The sequence below is a fragment of the Nonlabens xiamenensis genome (assembly GCF_003865345.1).
Lineage (GTDB): Bacteria > Bacteroidota > Bacteroidia > Flavobacteriales > Flavobacteriaceae > Nonlabens > Nonlabens xiamenensis.
This window is the reverse complement of sequence record NZ_RMVE01000001.1, coordinates 47,084-62,738: the sequence shown is the minus strand read 5'-3', so window position 1 is coordinate 62,738 and position 15,655 is coordinate 47,084. Positions and strand designations below refer to the sequence as shown.

Below are 15,655 nucleotides of genomic sequence, written 5' to 3'. Positions count from 1 at the left end.
AATATAGAATAGGTAATTAAAATAAAATAGTTAGCAAATGAACAAACACTTATCAATACGAGTAGCATGGCACGACAATAAATGGAACGGTAGTGTTTGTAATCAACCAGGTAAAAATGCTTTTTGTCTTAACTTACCTAGAATCTATGCAGAGAAAAACGAAGCGGAAGAATCTAAAATTAGCGGAGAGTCATGGAGTAATTTAAGTCCAGACAGCTTACCTCCATGTAAAGCAGAAGGTGGTGCATTTATGGCTGAAAGAGCTTACAAAAGACGATTCAAGCATCCTTACAGTGGTAAGAAGAAGAATAAAATTCCACATCAGGTATTAGAACCAACAATTATTGATGTGCCACCGTATAGTACTTTTGCTGTACCTTTTTGGTGGATGTTATTAAAAAACCAAAGAGATCTGCAAAAAAGTTATCCGGAAATACCAAATGGTGAAAGACCACCTTTTCATTCTGCATGGGTATATGATAGGAATACACAAAATGTTTTATTGGATACATTTTTTAAACCTATTAAAGCAAAAAAGTCGATTGCCATTTTTTATGTAAAAGGAGCCAATCCGTTAGATGAAGATAGTCGTAGACTAATTGCAGGAATAGGTTCAATTAATAAAGTGTCACCAGTACTAACGTATCAATCTACTGCAGATTACACTTATCCATTATGGGATAGATTAATTACCCATGGTATTAGGCCAGGTCAGGCAGATAGCGAAGGTATTTTGTTGCCTTATCACGATTACATTGCATTGCCAGAAGATTTTATTTTAAAAACCGAAGAAGGTAAAAAAACAAAAGCAGATTTAATAGATGAAATTAAATTAACATTAAGCGAAACAGCCAGTAGGAAAGAACTCATGGACGAGTTCTCCTATGGTAGTGCTTGGGTAAACAATAGCACAGTGCTCACCATATTGGGTAAGTTGCGTACTGTTGTAGAGCGTATAAAATCGCATGGTATAGCTAAAGGTCAATGGGATAATAATTTATTATGGATTGATAGTCAGTTAGGTTTGGTCAAAGAAAGCATGGGGCCATTTCCAAGTTTTGCACAAGCCTTACTTGCTTTTAAATTTGAACATGGACATTCTCTAGAAGCCGATTTACGCGAGAAAAAAATAATAGGTCCAAAAGACAACCCTTGGGATGCTTGGGAAGATTTGTTATTTGGTCAATTAAATCTAGGCAGGACAACATATTCTAATAATTTACCTCATATCAGAGATGTATGGATAAACGAATCCAGCGAAAGAAAAAATCTACTACAACTGTTATCTAGGTTTGAATTAACGGAAAAACAAATTGAAACTTGGTTTGATAACACATTAAGAAAACGAAATGGTTATGACGTTAGTAATAAAGAGCTTTTAGAAAATCCTTACCGTATTGCAGAAGAAGATGATGGAGATAAAAACCAATATCCAATTGCAGTAGAAACTATTGATAATGCTTTGTTTTTAGATAAAGCAATTCAAGGTGAATTTGAACCTAAAATACCACAACTAGTAGAATCGCCACTTGACCCAAGAAGAATGCGAGCTATATTGGTCCAAATACTTAAAGAAGCAGCATTAAATGGTGACACTTTAATGTCTTTTGAAGAATTGACTGAAGCTATAAACAATTTAAAATTAGAGCGTTCTACGGCTATACCAGAGCAGTATTTAAAATCTAATATAGATTTTATAAATAATAAATTAAGTCTTATTGAAACTTCAGAAATTAGTGGCTTACAATTAGAACATTATTATAATGCAGAAAGGTTTTTTAGGAAGGTATTACTAGCAAGAGCTAAAAAAGAGTTGCCAAGTCTTAATGAATCATGGGAGAAATTAATAATAAAAACTATTTCGGACTCAGGCATAAAATTCAATCCAGAAAATGAAAGACATAAAGCAGCTCTTGAAGATCAAGTAAAAGCATTAATCAAAATAACAAATCGAAAAATTTCAGTTTTACACGGTCCCGCAGGAACAGGAAAAACAACGGTAATGGGTGCGCTTTTTGGGTGTAAAGATTTTTCAAAAGATGGCGTTCTCTTGTTAGCGCCTACAGGTAAAGCACGTGTTAAATTAGGTAAAATGGCAAATTCCAAGGCTTATACCATTGCACAGTTTCTAAATCAGCAAAAGCGATTTGATTGGAATAGAATGAAGCCGAGGTTCCCTGGTGAAGATAAGTACCAAGGAAAACGAAACGTAATTATTGACGAATGTTCTATGCTTACTGAAGATGATTTATATGCGTTATTTCAATCCTTAGATTTAGCTCATGTGAAACGAATAATTTTAGTTGGAGATCCATTCCAATTACCACCAATTGGAGCAGGAAAACCATTTGCAGATTTTTGCTCATATCTAGAAACATTGGAAGAATCAGACTCTAATTATAAGGCAACACAATGTTTGGCGCGTTTAAATGAAGTAGTAAGAACAGTTGCTGGAGCAAACTCTGATTCATTAACATTGGCGTCTTGGTTTTCAGGAATAAAGCCATCCAAAAATGCAGATGAGATTTTTGATAGAATTGGTGACAATGATACTCTTAATGACCTTCAGGTTCATTGCTGGAATGATGAAACAGAGTTAAAAAATACGTTAAATGTGGTATTAGAAAAAGAATTAGATTTAGAACATGCCGAAGATTATGTAGGACTTAATAAATTTTTAGGAATAGATAATAGTAATATAGATACAACTAAGATTGAACAGTTCCAACTATTAACACCAGTAAAAGGTCCTTTTTGGGGATCTCATAATTTAAATAGACAATTTCAACAACAATTTAGAAAAGGATATAAATCCGTTAAAATTGGAGATTATCAATTAGGAAATTATGATAAGATTATTCAAAATCAAAATGAATGGCGAGAAGCTTATCCTTCTGGCGAAAAAATTCAATTATCTAATGGACAATTGGGTATAATAAAGCATACAGCAAAGGGATTTGCAAATGTGGTTTTTGCAGGAGAAAATCCTGACTCAACTTTTGGATATAAATCACAGGGTAGTAGTGAGTCTGATGATTCTAGTATTGAATTAGCATATGCCATTACAATTCATAAAAGCCAAGGAAGTGATTTTGACAAGGTATTTTTGGTGATACCTAAAACAGGTCGTATCATATCAAGAGAATTGATATACACTGCATTAACACGTTCAAAAAAGCAGTTAGTTCTTTTTATGGAAGGAGACAGCCCACATTGGATATTTAATCTATCAAAACCCCAATTTTCATCTACAGCAAAACGAAATACAAACATTTTTGTGACATCATTAAGAGATGTAAAAAGTTCTATTCCTTGGGCTGAAGGATTAATTCATAAAACGAAGAAAGAAGGTCTAATCGTAAGAAGTAAATCAGAGGTGATAATTGCCAATATGCTATTAGAGAAAGGAATTGAATTTCAGTACGAACGTGAGTTTCAGTCTGATGCAGGTCAAAAAAGAATTCCTGATTTTTCTTTTATTGATGCTGCTGGTGAACTAATAATTTTGGAGCATTTGGGAATGTTATCCATTCCTAGTTATAAAGCAGATTGGGAAAAGAAAAAGAAATTCTATGAGGATAACGGCTTTGTTATGAATGAGAATTTTTTTATAACAACAGAAAGTGAAAAGGATGGTATTGATTCAATGGCAATTGAAAGAGTTATTAATAAAATATACGACTTAATATAATGGGCGAATACAATAACGTTGAAAAACCTTTTTTAAACAAGTTAAGAGATTTAAACTGGCATGTAATTGATCAAGGTAGCTTTGGTATTCCACAGGATCCTGCCATTAGTTTGCGTACTAGTTTTAAAGAAGTAACACTCAAGCAAGAGTTCATAAAAGCAGTTAAAAAAATAAATGTAGTAGATGGTGTAGCCTGGCTCACAGATAAACAACTAGAGGATATTTATCTTGAGACTATAGCAACTGAAAAAGCTAACCTCTCATTACTTGAGGCAAATAAACAGGTCTTTGAAAAATTAATAGGTGTAACCAAAACTACAGTTGCAAAAAATGAAGTGACTGGTGAAGAGAATCCATTAGTCAAACTCATAGATTTTAAAAATTGGGATAATAATGAGTTTGTAGCTATCAATCAGTTTAGGGTAGTTACGCCAGGTGGTCCTCGTGAAGGTCTTATTCCAGATATCGTGCTTTTTGTAAACGGGCTACCATTTTGCGTAGTTGAGTGCAAAGAAGTAGAAATAGCAGACCCAATCTCTAGCGCGGTAGATCAAATCATGCGTTATGCAAATACAAGGGAAGATGATTTTGGAATTAAAGAAGGTGAGGAACGTTTGTTCCATTATAACCTATTCAGTATTGCAACACATGGAGAAGAGGCGCGTATAGGTTCTATATCAGGTGATTTTGAGTATTATCTCAATTGGAAGGATATCTTCCCAGAAGAATATAGAAATATTGATTTACAAAACTACGCTGCAGAAGAAGAAGCCAGATATCGTAATAACGGTTTGCAAAATGATCCTAGTGTCCGTCAAGAAGTGCTGATAAAAGGTGTTTTAAATAAGGAAATTTTATTAGACATTCTGCAACACTTTACTTTATTCATGGAAATAAAGGAAGGTGTAGTTATTAAAGTGGTATGTCGCTACCAGCAGTATCGAGCAGTTGGAAAAATATTGCGTAGAATGCGTCTTGAGGACACACCTAGCACTCGTTCAGGCGTTGTATGGCATACGCAAGGATCTGGTAAGTCTTTAACCATGGTGTTCTTTGTCCGCAAGTTGCGCTCACAGAATGATCTTAAGGATTACAAGGTAATCATGATGGTTGATCGTAAGGATCTTGAGAAACAACTCTCTGCCACGGCACGGTTGACAAATGAATTTAAAGAAGCAAATATTGTAGGTTCTCGTAAAGAATTAGTACCAAAATTAAGTGGTATAGCATCCAACTTGAATATGGTGATGGTACATAAGTTTGTTCAAGAAGAATTAAAGCATTCTAAGGCTTTAATGAAAGCCTATGTTGAAGAAGGAAAAGTTCCTGAATTTAAACCTTTTGATGTTGTAAATACTTCTGACCGAATCGTAATCTTAATTGATGAAGCTCACAGAACTCAAGGTGGAGATATGGGAGATAATTTGTTTACAGCTTTTCCTAATGCTACTAAAATTGCCTTTACAGGAACACCATTATTAACAGATAGGCATAAGCAAAAAACTCATCAGCGATTTGGCGGTACAGGTGAATTTATTGACACTTATAAGATTCGAGAAGCAGTAGATGATCGTGCTACGCTAGATATCATTTATATCGGTAAAACCTCAAATGATAGAATAAAATCAAAAGAGGCCTTTGATGCAGATTTTGAAGACGTATTCAAAAGACAGAGTAAAGAAGAAAAAGAAGAAATCCAGAAACGTTACGGTACGATGAAGGCTTATCTGGAACATATGGATAGACTTCGTAAGATTGCTAAAAACCTTGTGAATCATTATGTAGATGATATTTTACCTAATGGTTTTAAAGCCATGGTAGTAGGTAGCTCTATAGTAGCTGCGGCACGTTATCAATATTTGATTGAGGAAGCGCTAAAAGAGCGTGCCAGTTTAGAGAAAGAAAAAGCCAATCCAGATCTAGATTTGATTGAAAAAATTGAATTTATAAAGATTGGTACTATCGTTACCAAGCAGGATAATAACGAGCAAGGATTTATAAGTCAGGCTAGAAAAAATGCTAAGGAGATCAAGGCAGTAGACAATTTCAAAAAAGATTTTGATTACAGTAAAAACGAAGAAGGTAATTACCTAAAACCAGAAACTGGAGTAGCATTCTTGTGTGTTTGCGATAAATTGTTGACAGGCTTTGACGCTCCTATTGCTCAAGTAATGTATTTAGATAAAAGCATCAGAGAGCATGATCTTTTACAAGCAATAGCAAGAGTAAATCGAACTAAAAAGAATAAAACACACGGAATTCTGGTAGATTATTTTGGTGTTTCTAACCATTTAAAAGATGCTTTAAACATTTGGGGTGCTGAAGATGAAGAAGATATTCAAGAGCTCCTTGAATATTTTAGAGATATCAATAAAGAAATACCAGTTCTTGAGGCGAGATATAATCGCATGATCCAATTATTTACAGATAATGGAATAAATGACTTTGAAAAATTTGTACAGCAGCGCTTTACAGATAAAGATGCCGAGTTTCAATTGGCAGAAGACTGTATAGAATTGGCAGCGTCTGTTCCATTTAGAGCACAATTTGATACATATATAAAAGCCTTTTTTGATAGTTTAGATCTGCTGTTTAATTCGCAAGTTGGAAGAAAATATTATGTACCTGCGAAACGCCTTGGTTACTTGATGGTGCGAATTAAAAACCGCTATAAAGATCCAAGCATGGATTTAAAATGGGCAAAGCCTAAGATTCGTAAAATGATAGATCAGCACCTTGAGACATTAGGTATTGACAGTCGTGTAGATCCTGTCAGTTTGCTTTCTAAGGACTTCGTCAAAGAAGTAAATAAGCTAGGTAAAAATTCAAAATCAAAGGCTTCTGAAATGGAACACGCGATTAGACGTCATATAAAAGTAAATATTAATAAAGATCCAGCTCTGTATAAACGCTTTTTACAACGTATGGAAGAAATCTTAGAACGCTATCAAGGTAACTGGGATGCGATCGTTGAAGAATTTGAAAAAGTTAGAAGTGATTTAGAAAAGGGTAGAAAAGGACATAATCAAGAGGAAGGTCTTAATGAACAGGAACTACCGTTTTATGATTTCATCGTCTTTAGTGCTTTTAATGAAGAAGAATTAGACGATGCTGATAAAGAAGCATTAAAGAAACTCGCGATCGAATTAGTACAACTGTTGCAAAAAACTATAAGCAAGCCTAATTTCTGGAAAGGTAGAGCAGCTGAAATACGTAAATTACAAGGAGAAATAGATGATTTGTTAGACTTCTCTGGAATTGATAGGGTAATGCAACTACACTCTAAGTTAAGTGTGGAGATAATGAATTTGGCAAAACGTAGACATCAAGATTTAATTATGTAAAATGATTGTATCTGGAATTGACATCGCTATTCAAAAAAGCGAGCGTAAAACGGTTAGTATCTTTATAGAACGAGATGGCTCAGTCTCTGCACGTGTGCCAGTCAAACTTGATGACAAAGAAATTAAAGATATTTTAAAAGCTAAGGAATATCAAATCTTCAAAAATCTTGCTGAGTGGACACAGTTAAATGAAAAAGCGGTGGAACGTGAGTATGTTAACGGTCAGTCATTTTTATATCTAGGTAGAAACTATCGGTTAAAAATAGTAGAAGAGAGTCTGGGAAGTATAAGGTTTTTTAGAAATACTTTTTATTTAGGTAAAAAGGATCAACCTAAGGCAAAAGAACTATTCATTCAATTTTACAAGGAAAAACTGAACAGTAGAATTCATCCTATTATTGAAAGATATAAAGAACAACTAGGAGTTGAACCACAACAAATCAAAGTAATGGAATTACAAAATCGCTGGGCTTCATGCACACCAAGTGGTAATGTGAATTTTCATTGGAAATGTGCCATGGCTCCAATTGATGTGCTTCACTATATGGTAGTCCATGAGTTAGCCCATCTTATTCATAATAATCATACTCAGGCGTTTTGGAATGAAGTAGATAAAATTCTTCCTAATTATGATGAGCAAATTAATTGGTTAAAAATTCATGGGGCTGGAATGGATTTGTAATTAATTCGCTTTCGCGAAAGCGTATTTAAATTTACAAATTATAAAATTGAAACTTTAAGAACAAATAACTATTGGTTGATACTGTTCAAAATAACCTTAGGTTGTTGTTCTATTTCATCATTTTTAATTTCATTCCCCATAAAAAACCTATGGTTATTTATAAGGTGTCTAGCACGCTTTAATGAGTCAATATGCATGATGCCAAGGGTTTATAAAGGTTTGTGTGTTCTTAACCTGCGGTTGGTTATGGGTTTTATCTGTATTACAAACTATAATGGCGAGTATGTAAACCTGCTGTGATAACCAGAGGTTGCATTAATGGTAACTACTAGTTAAACTAAATTTTCGCTTTGATTTTTCTTGCAATAAAAATGTAAGTAAAAGCAACTGCATAATTAATGCTCTTTGATGTGTAATGCTTTTTACTTAATTTGATTGGCTTGGTTTTTTCTTCAATCGCAATTACAAACGATTGTCCGTCAAATTGAGGATATACTTTTATACCGTTGAAGAGACAGATCTTTATAGCTTCGTTTATTTCCATGATTAAAATGGGCAGTCTGGATCGTTAAGTATATCGTCAAGATCAAATGTATTCTGATTATTTATAATAGATGTGGAGTTTTGATTGGATAGATCTGAATTAGTGTTTTCTAGCCAGTTTGTATTGTCCCAACTAGCGATTGGTGTATTTGTGCTTTTTTCGTCAAAATATCCATCTAATGTTTTGAAGACTTACCTTTTTTCACACAGTGCATAAATTAACAAAATGTTTCTCAAAGGGGCTAGCCCCTTTGAGAAAATCGTCTAATAATTCGTTTGGGCTTTTCCTTCCTAACGATTCATGAGGGTGATTTTCGTTATAATCTTCCCTGAACGCCTCTGATTGAGCCCTAGCTTCTTCTAAGTTTCTGAACAGGTAAGCGTCTAGTACATCCTCTCTATATGTTTTATTGAATCGTTCTACATATCCGTTCTGCGATGGTTTTCCAGGCTGGATATACTTGATGTGGATGGACTCACTTTCACAGAATTGAACAAATAGTCGAGATAGAAACTCAGGGCCGTTGTCTACTCGTATCTCTAAAGGTTTACCATATATTTCTATCGCTTGTTTTAAGTGTGCTACCACACGAATGGATGGCATTGAAAACTCGGATGTCGTGCATAACGCTTGTCGGTTATAATCATCTATAATATTCAATACCCTGAACCGTCGTCCCGTGGTTAAGCTATCGGACATAAAATCCATACTCCATACTTCTCTAGGTTGCGCTGGTTGTTCCAAAGGTGTTTTAATACGAGCAGGAAGTCTTTTACGGCTCTTCCTGCGTAATGTCAATCCCAGTAATCTATAAATCCTCAACACTCGTTTTCTGTTCCATATAAAGCCCTGTTTGCGTATGCGGTGATAGTAGTAGTCAAATCCTCGATTGGGCTTGATCTCGCTCATCTCTATGAGCTTGTCTATAACCTCACTGTCGTCCTTGATAGACTTGTAATGCCACATAGACCGACTCAAACTAACAATAGCACAAGATCTCTGAATACTAAGATCTTCCTCTTCTACAACCGTTTGAGCAAGCTCTTTGCGCTCACAGGGCTTTAGAGCTTTTTTTCGATAATATCTTTAAGAATCCTGTGATCTAAACTCAAATCCGCATACATCTGCTTTAATCGTCGATTTTCTTCTTGTAAAGACTTAAGCTCTTTGAGTTGCTGAGCATCCATACCCGCGTACTTACGCTTCCAACTATAAAATGTAGCTGTGGTTATGCCTTTGTCTCGACAAATGTCCGTGACCTTCATTCCTGAATCGTACTGTTGAAGCATAGATACTATCTGTGCCTCGTTAAATCTGCTTTTCTTCATAATTTAAAATTAATTGATTTTTAAACTGTATGAAAAACAGGGAAGCCTTCAAAAAAGGTAAGTCTTCAGATATATCATATCTATAATTTTACTGAACTTTAAAGATGCTCGGCAGGCTGCTTTTATGTAGATACTATAGTGAATGGCTTCCTTCTCCAGCCACGACACCATCCACAGACCCTTATGCTATATCAAAGTCAAGTAGATTTCCCTTGTTCTCGTTCTTCGTTTTTGTTAAAGTCAAAAACGCCTTTTAAATTCATCACATTTTCGTTTTTAAGCAAATGATCTTCTTCATGTAGACTAATGATGATGACAAATAACCTACGATTTTCAAACCGTAGGTTACTGGTTAATGTTCAAGTCAACACTTATCCTTTAGTGACTTCAATTGGCTTTCGCCAAGGTTTCCGGTGTTGCAGCATTTTTTTTAGTATGGCTTTGGCCTGTTTTTCACTGTCCGCAATACCAAATCTGGTCTTGTTGTCTCGATGATCTCTTGATGTCCAATAAACGATCGGACTTTTGGCCAGTTCCTTGTCTTGTAAAAACTGCAAAGCTTATAAAATGGGTAGCCCAAAAAAACGACAACAAATCAATACCCATCGCTTGAGATGAATAGAAAAACATTTACCCACTTTAGTGCTAGATCTGATTTTCTAAGCTAGATCCACATCGAAGCCATGCATCAAGTTAAGATCAAGGAATTTGGTAAGCCAGCAATCTAAGCTGAAGTTCGCATTCACTGTATAATTCAATTGATGTATGAATATTGACTGTAGTCCCTGGAGAATGAGTAGATCTTCGCCTTCGCGAAAGCGAAAACAGGATGAGGCTCGTGTCCACTAGCACTACATTCAATAGATCCTTCTTAAAATAAAAGCTTAGTTTTTTAGGATTTTGGAAGTAGATTTTTTGCCAGCAACATTCACTTCTAGAAAATACATTCCAGAGGGCAAGCGCTCAGGTAAAATGAGGCGTTCTACTTCTTTTTTTGTTACTATTTTGAAAACTTCAAGGCCATTGATGTCCAATACCCTAATCAAGCGATCAGCTTTATTTGTAGTGCCAGTATGAACAGTTATATCATAGGTAAATGGGTTGGGATAGGCTTTGATTTCTAGCGGTGTTTCAGAATTATTTAAAACATTTTGAAAGGCGTTTTTAGGCGCGCTAGCAGCGGTGATCCCGTTGTAGGAAGAGAACCAATATTCTCCTAAATGCTCTGGTAAACTTGCCAATCCGAACAGCATTGTCGAATAATCAACGACCTGGATGTAATTGGCACGTTGTCCTGGATTATTTCTCTTGTATCTCCAGAGTACCTTTTTAGCCGGATTGCTGGGAATACTGTAGACAGAAGGCCCAGCACCATTGTTATATAAATTCAACAGGTCATTAGAACTACCAGGATTAACAGGCAAATAACCACCGATGATATGGGGTGAAACTATATTATCTGGATTAACCAGAATCTTGTCTGCTGAATATCCGCCGCCGGGTACTTCTCCTGCACCCAGCCCCCATTCATAGGTATTGCTAGCTCCTGTATCCACAGCAAATTTTTTGTCAGCTTCCTTCCAATTGTTAAAATAGTTCATGTAATCTGCATTGAACTTAAAAGCGTTGACGAAGTAGTAGCAAAATTGAGGGATAAAGGAGGAAACGTATACGCCGCTAGTATCTGATAAGGTTTCAAAACCCCAATAATTAGGATGTGGGACAGGTGCTGTCACCGGATTGGCAAAATAGGTGTTCCAGAAATTTAAGGCGCGTTGCTGGTCGGTTTGATTCGTGGTAGGGGTGTGCAAGGCTAACCAGGATACCAACATATATTCGTTGTATGGTACGGTGAAGACGGTACCATTATTACCAGATTGATCCAGCACCATGGCGATTTGATTGTTTGGCCCGATCGCTTTGGTATAATCCACACCGGTTAGTAGTGCATCTACATTGGATACAATGGTCGGATTGTTAGCAAAGTAATGTTTGGTCATATAAAGTGCCATGGTGAAAATACCGTTGTCCATAGTGCTGTATTCCCCAGACCAATTGCCATCAGGACCGCCGTTGAGATAGTTGAAATATCTGGGAAACATACCCGCGCCATTCGTACGGCCATTGTTTTTGAATTCAATCAGCTTTTGGGTTGTGCTGATCACTCGCTGTGCTGCATTGGCCTCCCAATTTGCGTCATCTTGGGTTTTTTGATACATGGCGTCTGATATGCACATGGATATCAATCCTATTCCGTTAGCAACGATACTTGCTGGTTTGTCGCCCACATTACCCACATCTACTGCATCTATATAGATACCGTTAGATTTTCTTGCCTCTGTAATGAGACGATAACTATTGTTAAATAATTCATTGACGTAAGTGTGAGCAGCAGGACTGTTTGTTAATTGTATGTCATCTATATAAACATTGATATTCCTAGATAAGAGGACAGGATCCCTAAAATCAGGCATGATGCTGATACTAGTATATGTCCCATATAAACCACTGAAATCAAATACAAGATCTTCCCATTCATTTCTTTTTGCTGGTGGATTCATGCTTTGGATTTCTACAGAACCTGCAGGGCCACCTTCTAATTTAACTCTTACCGGTGTCTTTCTTGATTTGAAGACTTTAACATGCAAGAATTTGTTGGTATCGAGATTGATGTTTTGATTGGACCAAAATCCGCACCATGGAATACCGTCTTTATCTCTAAATAATCTACTTACGGTATTACTGGTGTTAATTCCTGTTTTCGACGGGTTGGCTACGACAGATATGCTGCTATTATCGTTAGAATTTCCACTTTTCATGATGTTCATATACATCGATGGACCTTCATAATCTTCAATAATTTGGGCGTTTAAAGCCCCTGTCAATAACATCATTAAAGACAATACGGATAAAGAAATTTTAGATAGTTTCATGGTATGTATTTAAAGGGGTTGATATGATGGCTTGTTTAAGCTATTTAAAATCAAGTTGTAAGGAGCTGAATGGTCCTTCTCAAAAGTAAAATAATGATGAAAAATGTAGTGTCTTATAAAAAAATTCAACCCGTCAAAATATATAATCATCTGAAAAACAGATGAATAAAATCTTTGTCTCAGTAAAAATTTAACATTGCGATGTATTGATGATGTGGTAATATTTAGACTTAAAATTGCCGAGAATGCATTTTAAGAGCTAAAAAAATTGATTTTCGCCATTATTTAGTGGCTAGACCTAACTTGTTTCAAGGCAAAAGTTTGTAGCCTTATACGTGCCAGGGAACCATAACAAAGGGGAATATTTTAGTTAATTGAGAAATATGTTGAAATAGTAAAAGTAGGCTTGATCTCAAGCAGTAGTTGAGGATTTATCTTGATGGTGAGATGCTTTTTCAAATTTCAGAATAATATCATGTAAATCTGTTGGTATAATAATTGTGGGAAAATAGTCGTTTTCCTACAATTTTACCAAAAAGCATTTTGCCCGCCAGTCGCACGGCATAAAACAACGATTAAAAACAAAATGTTTAGGTTAAAATGCTTATTTAACTTTTGAATCTGTGAAATCCGTCTATATTTGCCTAACTTAAAAGAAGAAAGGCTTAGCAATGAAAATGAATCAAATTCTTATACTATTTTTTCTTTTTTTATCTACCTCAGTAATGTCCCAAGTGGGAATTGGAACCAACGACCCAGACCCCTCCTCTATACTGGATATTAATTCTACGGTAGGAGGAATGCTGATCCCAAGAATGACCACTGCTCAGCGAACGGCCATTTCAAGTCCGGCACAAGGTCTTATGGTCTATGATACAGATTTAAACGCATTTATTTATCATGATGGCACCAACTGGCAGGAAATGGTGGCCGCTAATTCAATAAATGACTATACGGGATGGGCAGATTATTCAGACGGTGTCTACACTTCAGCCTCTCCTTTTATCGTTGGTGCTACTAAAGTGACTTTGCCCAACGATGCAAACACCGTGCGTGATGCTCAAAAGCCTATAGATGTTCCTACACTCTATGACGCTTCTACACAAACCATTACTGGTCGCAATGGTGATCTTATCAATATTCTAATTGAATTTAAAGCACGTCCCAACACAGCTGGTACAACTCGTTTAACTGTCTCTGTGGATATAGGTGGTGCAGTCGGAGAGATTTATCCTAGGGATTTTGTAATGAGCAAAGGGAATGGGGTAGAGCATTTTTTTCTGAGTTCTTTTAACGCTTATACCCTGGATACCTGGGAAACAAATGGTGGAACGGTTAAAGTTGTATCAACTGCCTCTACCGATATTTATGACATAAGATACGTGATTACCAGGCTCCATAAGGCCAGATAAGCTTTATTTTTTCTGCCATTCTGGGCTAAAATAGGTGGATCGTCCACCCACTTTTATTTTTTGTATACTCGCTCCAGTTTGAGGGCAACTACCTCCTTCTTTTCTATGATGAATCAAATAATTCTTAGGGAAGTCGTCATAATGCGCGTCATTATCAATCGCTGTTTCAATCACGTCCTGTAAGGCCTTGTACACATTGCTGACTTGCTGATCGTCCATGTCGGCTAATTTTTTTTCTGGATGAACTTGTGCTTGAAACAATATCTCATCGGCCATCCAATTGCCCACGCCAGCGCAAACACTTTGATCCATAATGACCTTCTTGATGTCAGTTTTACGGTTGGATAGGTTCTCACGGAACTCCTCCAGACTAAGTGATCGGGCATCTTTGCTTAGTCCATGTTCTTTGCGGTATTCTTCAATATTTTCTGCAATATCCCACCATCCAAACTTGCGTTTATTTTCAAAAGCAAATTGGAAATCATTGACCAGGGAAAGAACAATGTGGCCAAATTTAGGTCGTTGTGCGGCATCCTTGTAATAACTAGGCCTACCGGTCATTCCAAAATGCATGACCAATGATGTCTGATTGGAAGTTTCTAAAAATAGATATTTTCCAATACGCTGTGTTCCGGTAAATTGATTACCGATTAATAATTCCTTGAATGCTTTGATTGGACGCTTTAATAGGCGTTCGTCTCTACATTCCATTTCCAAAATTTCTTTGTGGAGAATGGTGCTATTGACATATTGCTGGTATCCGTGGACCTCGGGTAATTCTGGCATTTTTCTTTACAAGATAGTATTTATATGCTGGTTTGCTCATGGCTCAAGCTGTTTTTCTATGGATGACCATGTCTTTCCTCAGCTGGGTAAATTCCTTTAACCACTATTGTAGAATCGGAGAAAAGCGAGTTAATTTACCGGATTAATCTACCGGTTTAAATGCCTATGAAAACCCTTTCCGAAAAACAGGATGATGTGTCCTTTGAGCGATTAATTCATCAAGTGTTGGATCAACAATACGGGTATTGTAACGATTTTTTCCATCCAGAGGTTGTCGCCGGTCTTCGACAACAATTGATTCACCATTATCAGGCAGGAGCCATGCATCCAGCTGGGGTTGGGGCAAACTTTGATTATCAGAAAAATGCTGCTATTCGTGGGGATGTAATCAAGTGGATTGAACCTGATTCTGATCAGGCTTTTGAACAGATCTTCATGGAAAAGATCCAACGATTGATCAAATACCTGAACGAGACTTGCTACACGTCCATCAATGATTTTGAATTTCACTACGCCCGTTACGAAGCAGGCAGTTTTTATAAAAGACATTTGGACCAATTCAAAAGTGCCAAGGGCAGGAAGTTTTCCTTTGTGTTGTACCTCAATGAAGATTGGGCGCCGGAAAACGACGGCCGGATTTCCTTGTTTATCGATCAGCACCGGGTAGACAGTTTGTTTCCAAAAGCTGGACGTGTATTGTTCTTTAGGAGTGATCAATTGGAACATGAAGTGCATGCATCAGTAGATCGCAGTCGGATGAGTATCGCAGGATGGTTAAAGAATAGTTGAGGTGATGATTATTATTGCGCTTTCGCGAAAGCGTACTAATCCAAATTTGTTGAAATCTTCAGCACCTAAAATTTCAACTTATTAGAGGTGTACAAGCCGGTGATGTCCACGAGTGAAGTTCGCTGCAGATGGGCGGTAAAACAAAA

The 15,655-nt window shown here is 36.4% G+C and carries 10 protein-coding genes and 1 pseudogene; 5 read left to right on the top strand and 6 right to left on the bottom strand.

Going from position 1 to position 15,655, the window contains the following annotated elements:
* The first annotated feature begins 37 nt into the window (after positions 1-37).
* Genes EGM47_RS00340 through EGM47_RS00330 form a run of 3 tightly spaced genes read left to right on the top strand, consistent with a single transcriptional unit; the run spans position 38 to position 7,717 of the window.
* Positions 38-3,691, top strand: a complete 3,654-nt coding sequence (locus EGM47_RS00340) for an AAA family ATPase (protein WP_124978788.1) — start codon at positions 38-40, stop codon at positions 3,689-3,691.
* A complete protein-coding gene (locus EGM47_RS00335; protein WP_124978787.1) occupies positions 3,691-7,035 on the top strand; it encodes a type I restriction endonuclease subunit R in 3,345 nt (1,114 codons plus the stop codon). The genes EGM47_RS00340 and EGM47_RS00335 overlap by 1 nt, the downstream gene beginning before the upstream one ends.
* Before the next feature lies 1 nt (position 7,036).
* A complete protein-coding gene (locus EGM47_RS00330) occupies positions 7,037-7,717 on the top strand; it encodes a M48 family metallopeptidase (protein ID WP_124978786.1) in 681 nt (226 codons plus the stop codon).
* A gap of 337 nt (positions 7,718-8,054) precedes the next feature.
* Here EGM47_RS00330 and EGM47_RS00325 read toward each other — a convergent pair whose 3' ends face one another.
* From EGM47_RS00325 to EGM47_RS00305, 5 genes and pseudogenes are all read right to left on the bottom strand, one after another.
* Positions 8,055-8,261 carry a hypothetical protein gene (locus EGM47_RS00325; RefSeq protein WP_124978785.1) on the bottom strand — a complete coding sequence of 69 codons (207 nt, stop codon included), beginning with the start codon at positions 8,259-8,261 and terminating at the stop codon, positions 8,055-8,057.
* A gap of 201 nt (positions 8,262-8,462) precedes the next feature.
* Positions 8,463-9,269 (bottom strand): annotated as a pseudogene (locus EGM47_RS00320) (IS3 family transposase); the annotation flags it as partial.
* A gap of 53 nt (positions 9,270-9,322) precedes the next feature.
* Positions 9,323-9,589, bottom strand: coding sequence for a transposase (locus EGM47_RS00315; RefSeq protein WP_124978783.1), 267 nt, complete (start codon positions 9,587-9,589; stop codon positions 9,323-9,325).
* Between the two features lie 371 nt (positions 9,590-9,960).
* Positions 9,961-10,146 (bottom strand): hypothetical protein, encoded by a 186-nt coding sequence (locus EGM47_RS00310; RefSeq protein ID WP_124978782.1) that lies wholly within the window; start codon positions 10,144-10,146, stop codon positions 9,961-9,963.
* 327 nt (positions 10,147-10,473) lie between these two features.
* Positions 10,474-12,522, bottom strand: a complete 2,049-nt coding sequence (locus tag EGM47_RS00305; protein ID WP_124978781.1) for a T9SS type A sorting domain-containing protein — start codon at positions 12,520-12,522, stop codon at positions 10,474-10,476.
* A 677-nt stretch (positions 12,523-13,199) separates the two neighbouring features.
* Here EGM47_RS00305 and EGM47_RS00300 point away from each other — a divergent pair.
* The gene (locus EGM47_RS00300; RefSeq protein ID WP_164510792.1) at positions 13,200-13,934 is read left to right on the top strand and encodes a hypothetical protein; all 735 of its coding nucleotides are present in this window, start codon (positions 13,200-13,202) and stop codon (positions 13,932-13,934) included.
* Between the two features lie 3 nt (positions 13,935-13,937).
* Here the strand turns inward: EGM47_RS00300 and EGM47_RS00295 are convergent, their stop codons facing one another.
* Positions 13,938-14,720: an Fpg/Nei family DNA glycosylase gene (locus EGM47_RS00295; RefSeq protein WP_124978779.1), complete on the bottom strand. Its 783-nt coding sequence runs from the start codon at positions 14,718-14,720 to the stop codon at positions 13,938-13,940.
* Between the two features lie 165 nt (positions 14,721-14,885).
* Here EGM47_RS00295 and EGM47_RS00290 point away from each other — a divergent pair, with 165 nt between their 5' ends.
* Entirely contained in the window at positions 14,886-15,509 is a 624-nt protein-coding gene (locus EGM47_RS00290; RefSeq protein ID WP_206052085.1) for a 2OG-Fe(II) oxygenase, read from the top strand.
* Positions 15,510-15,655: the final 146 nt, after the last annotated feature.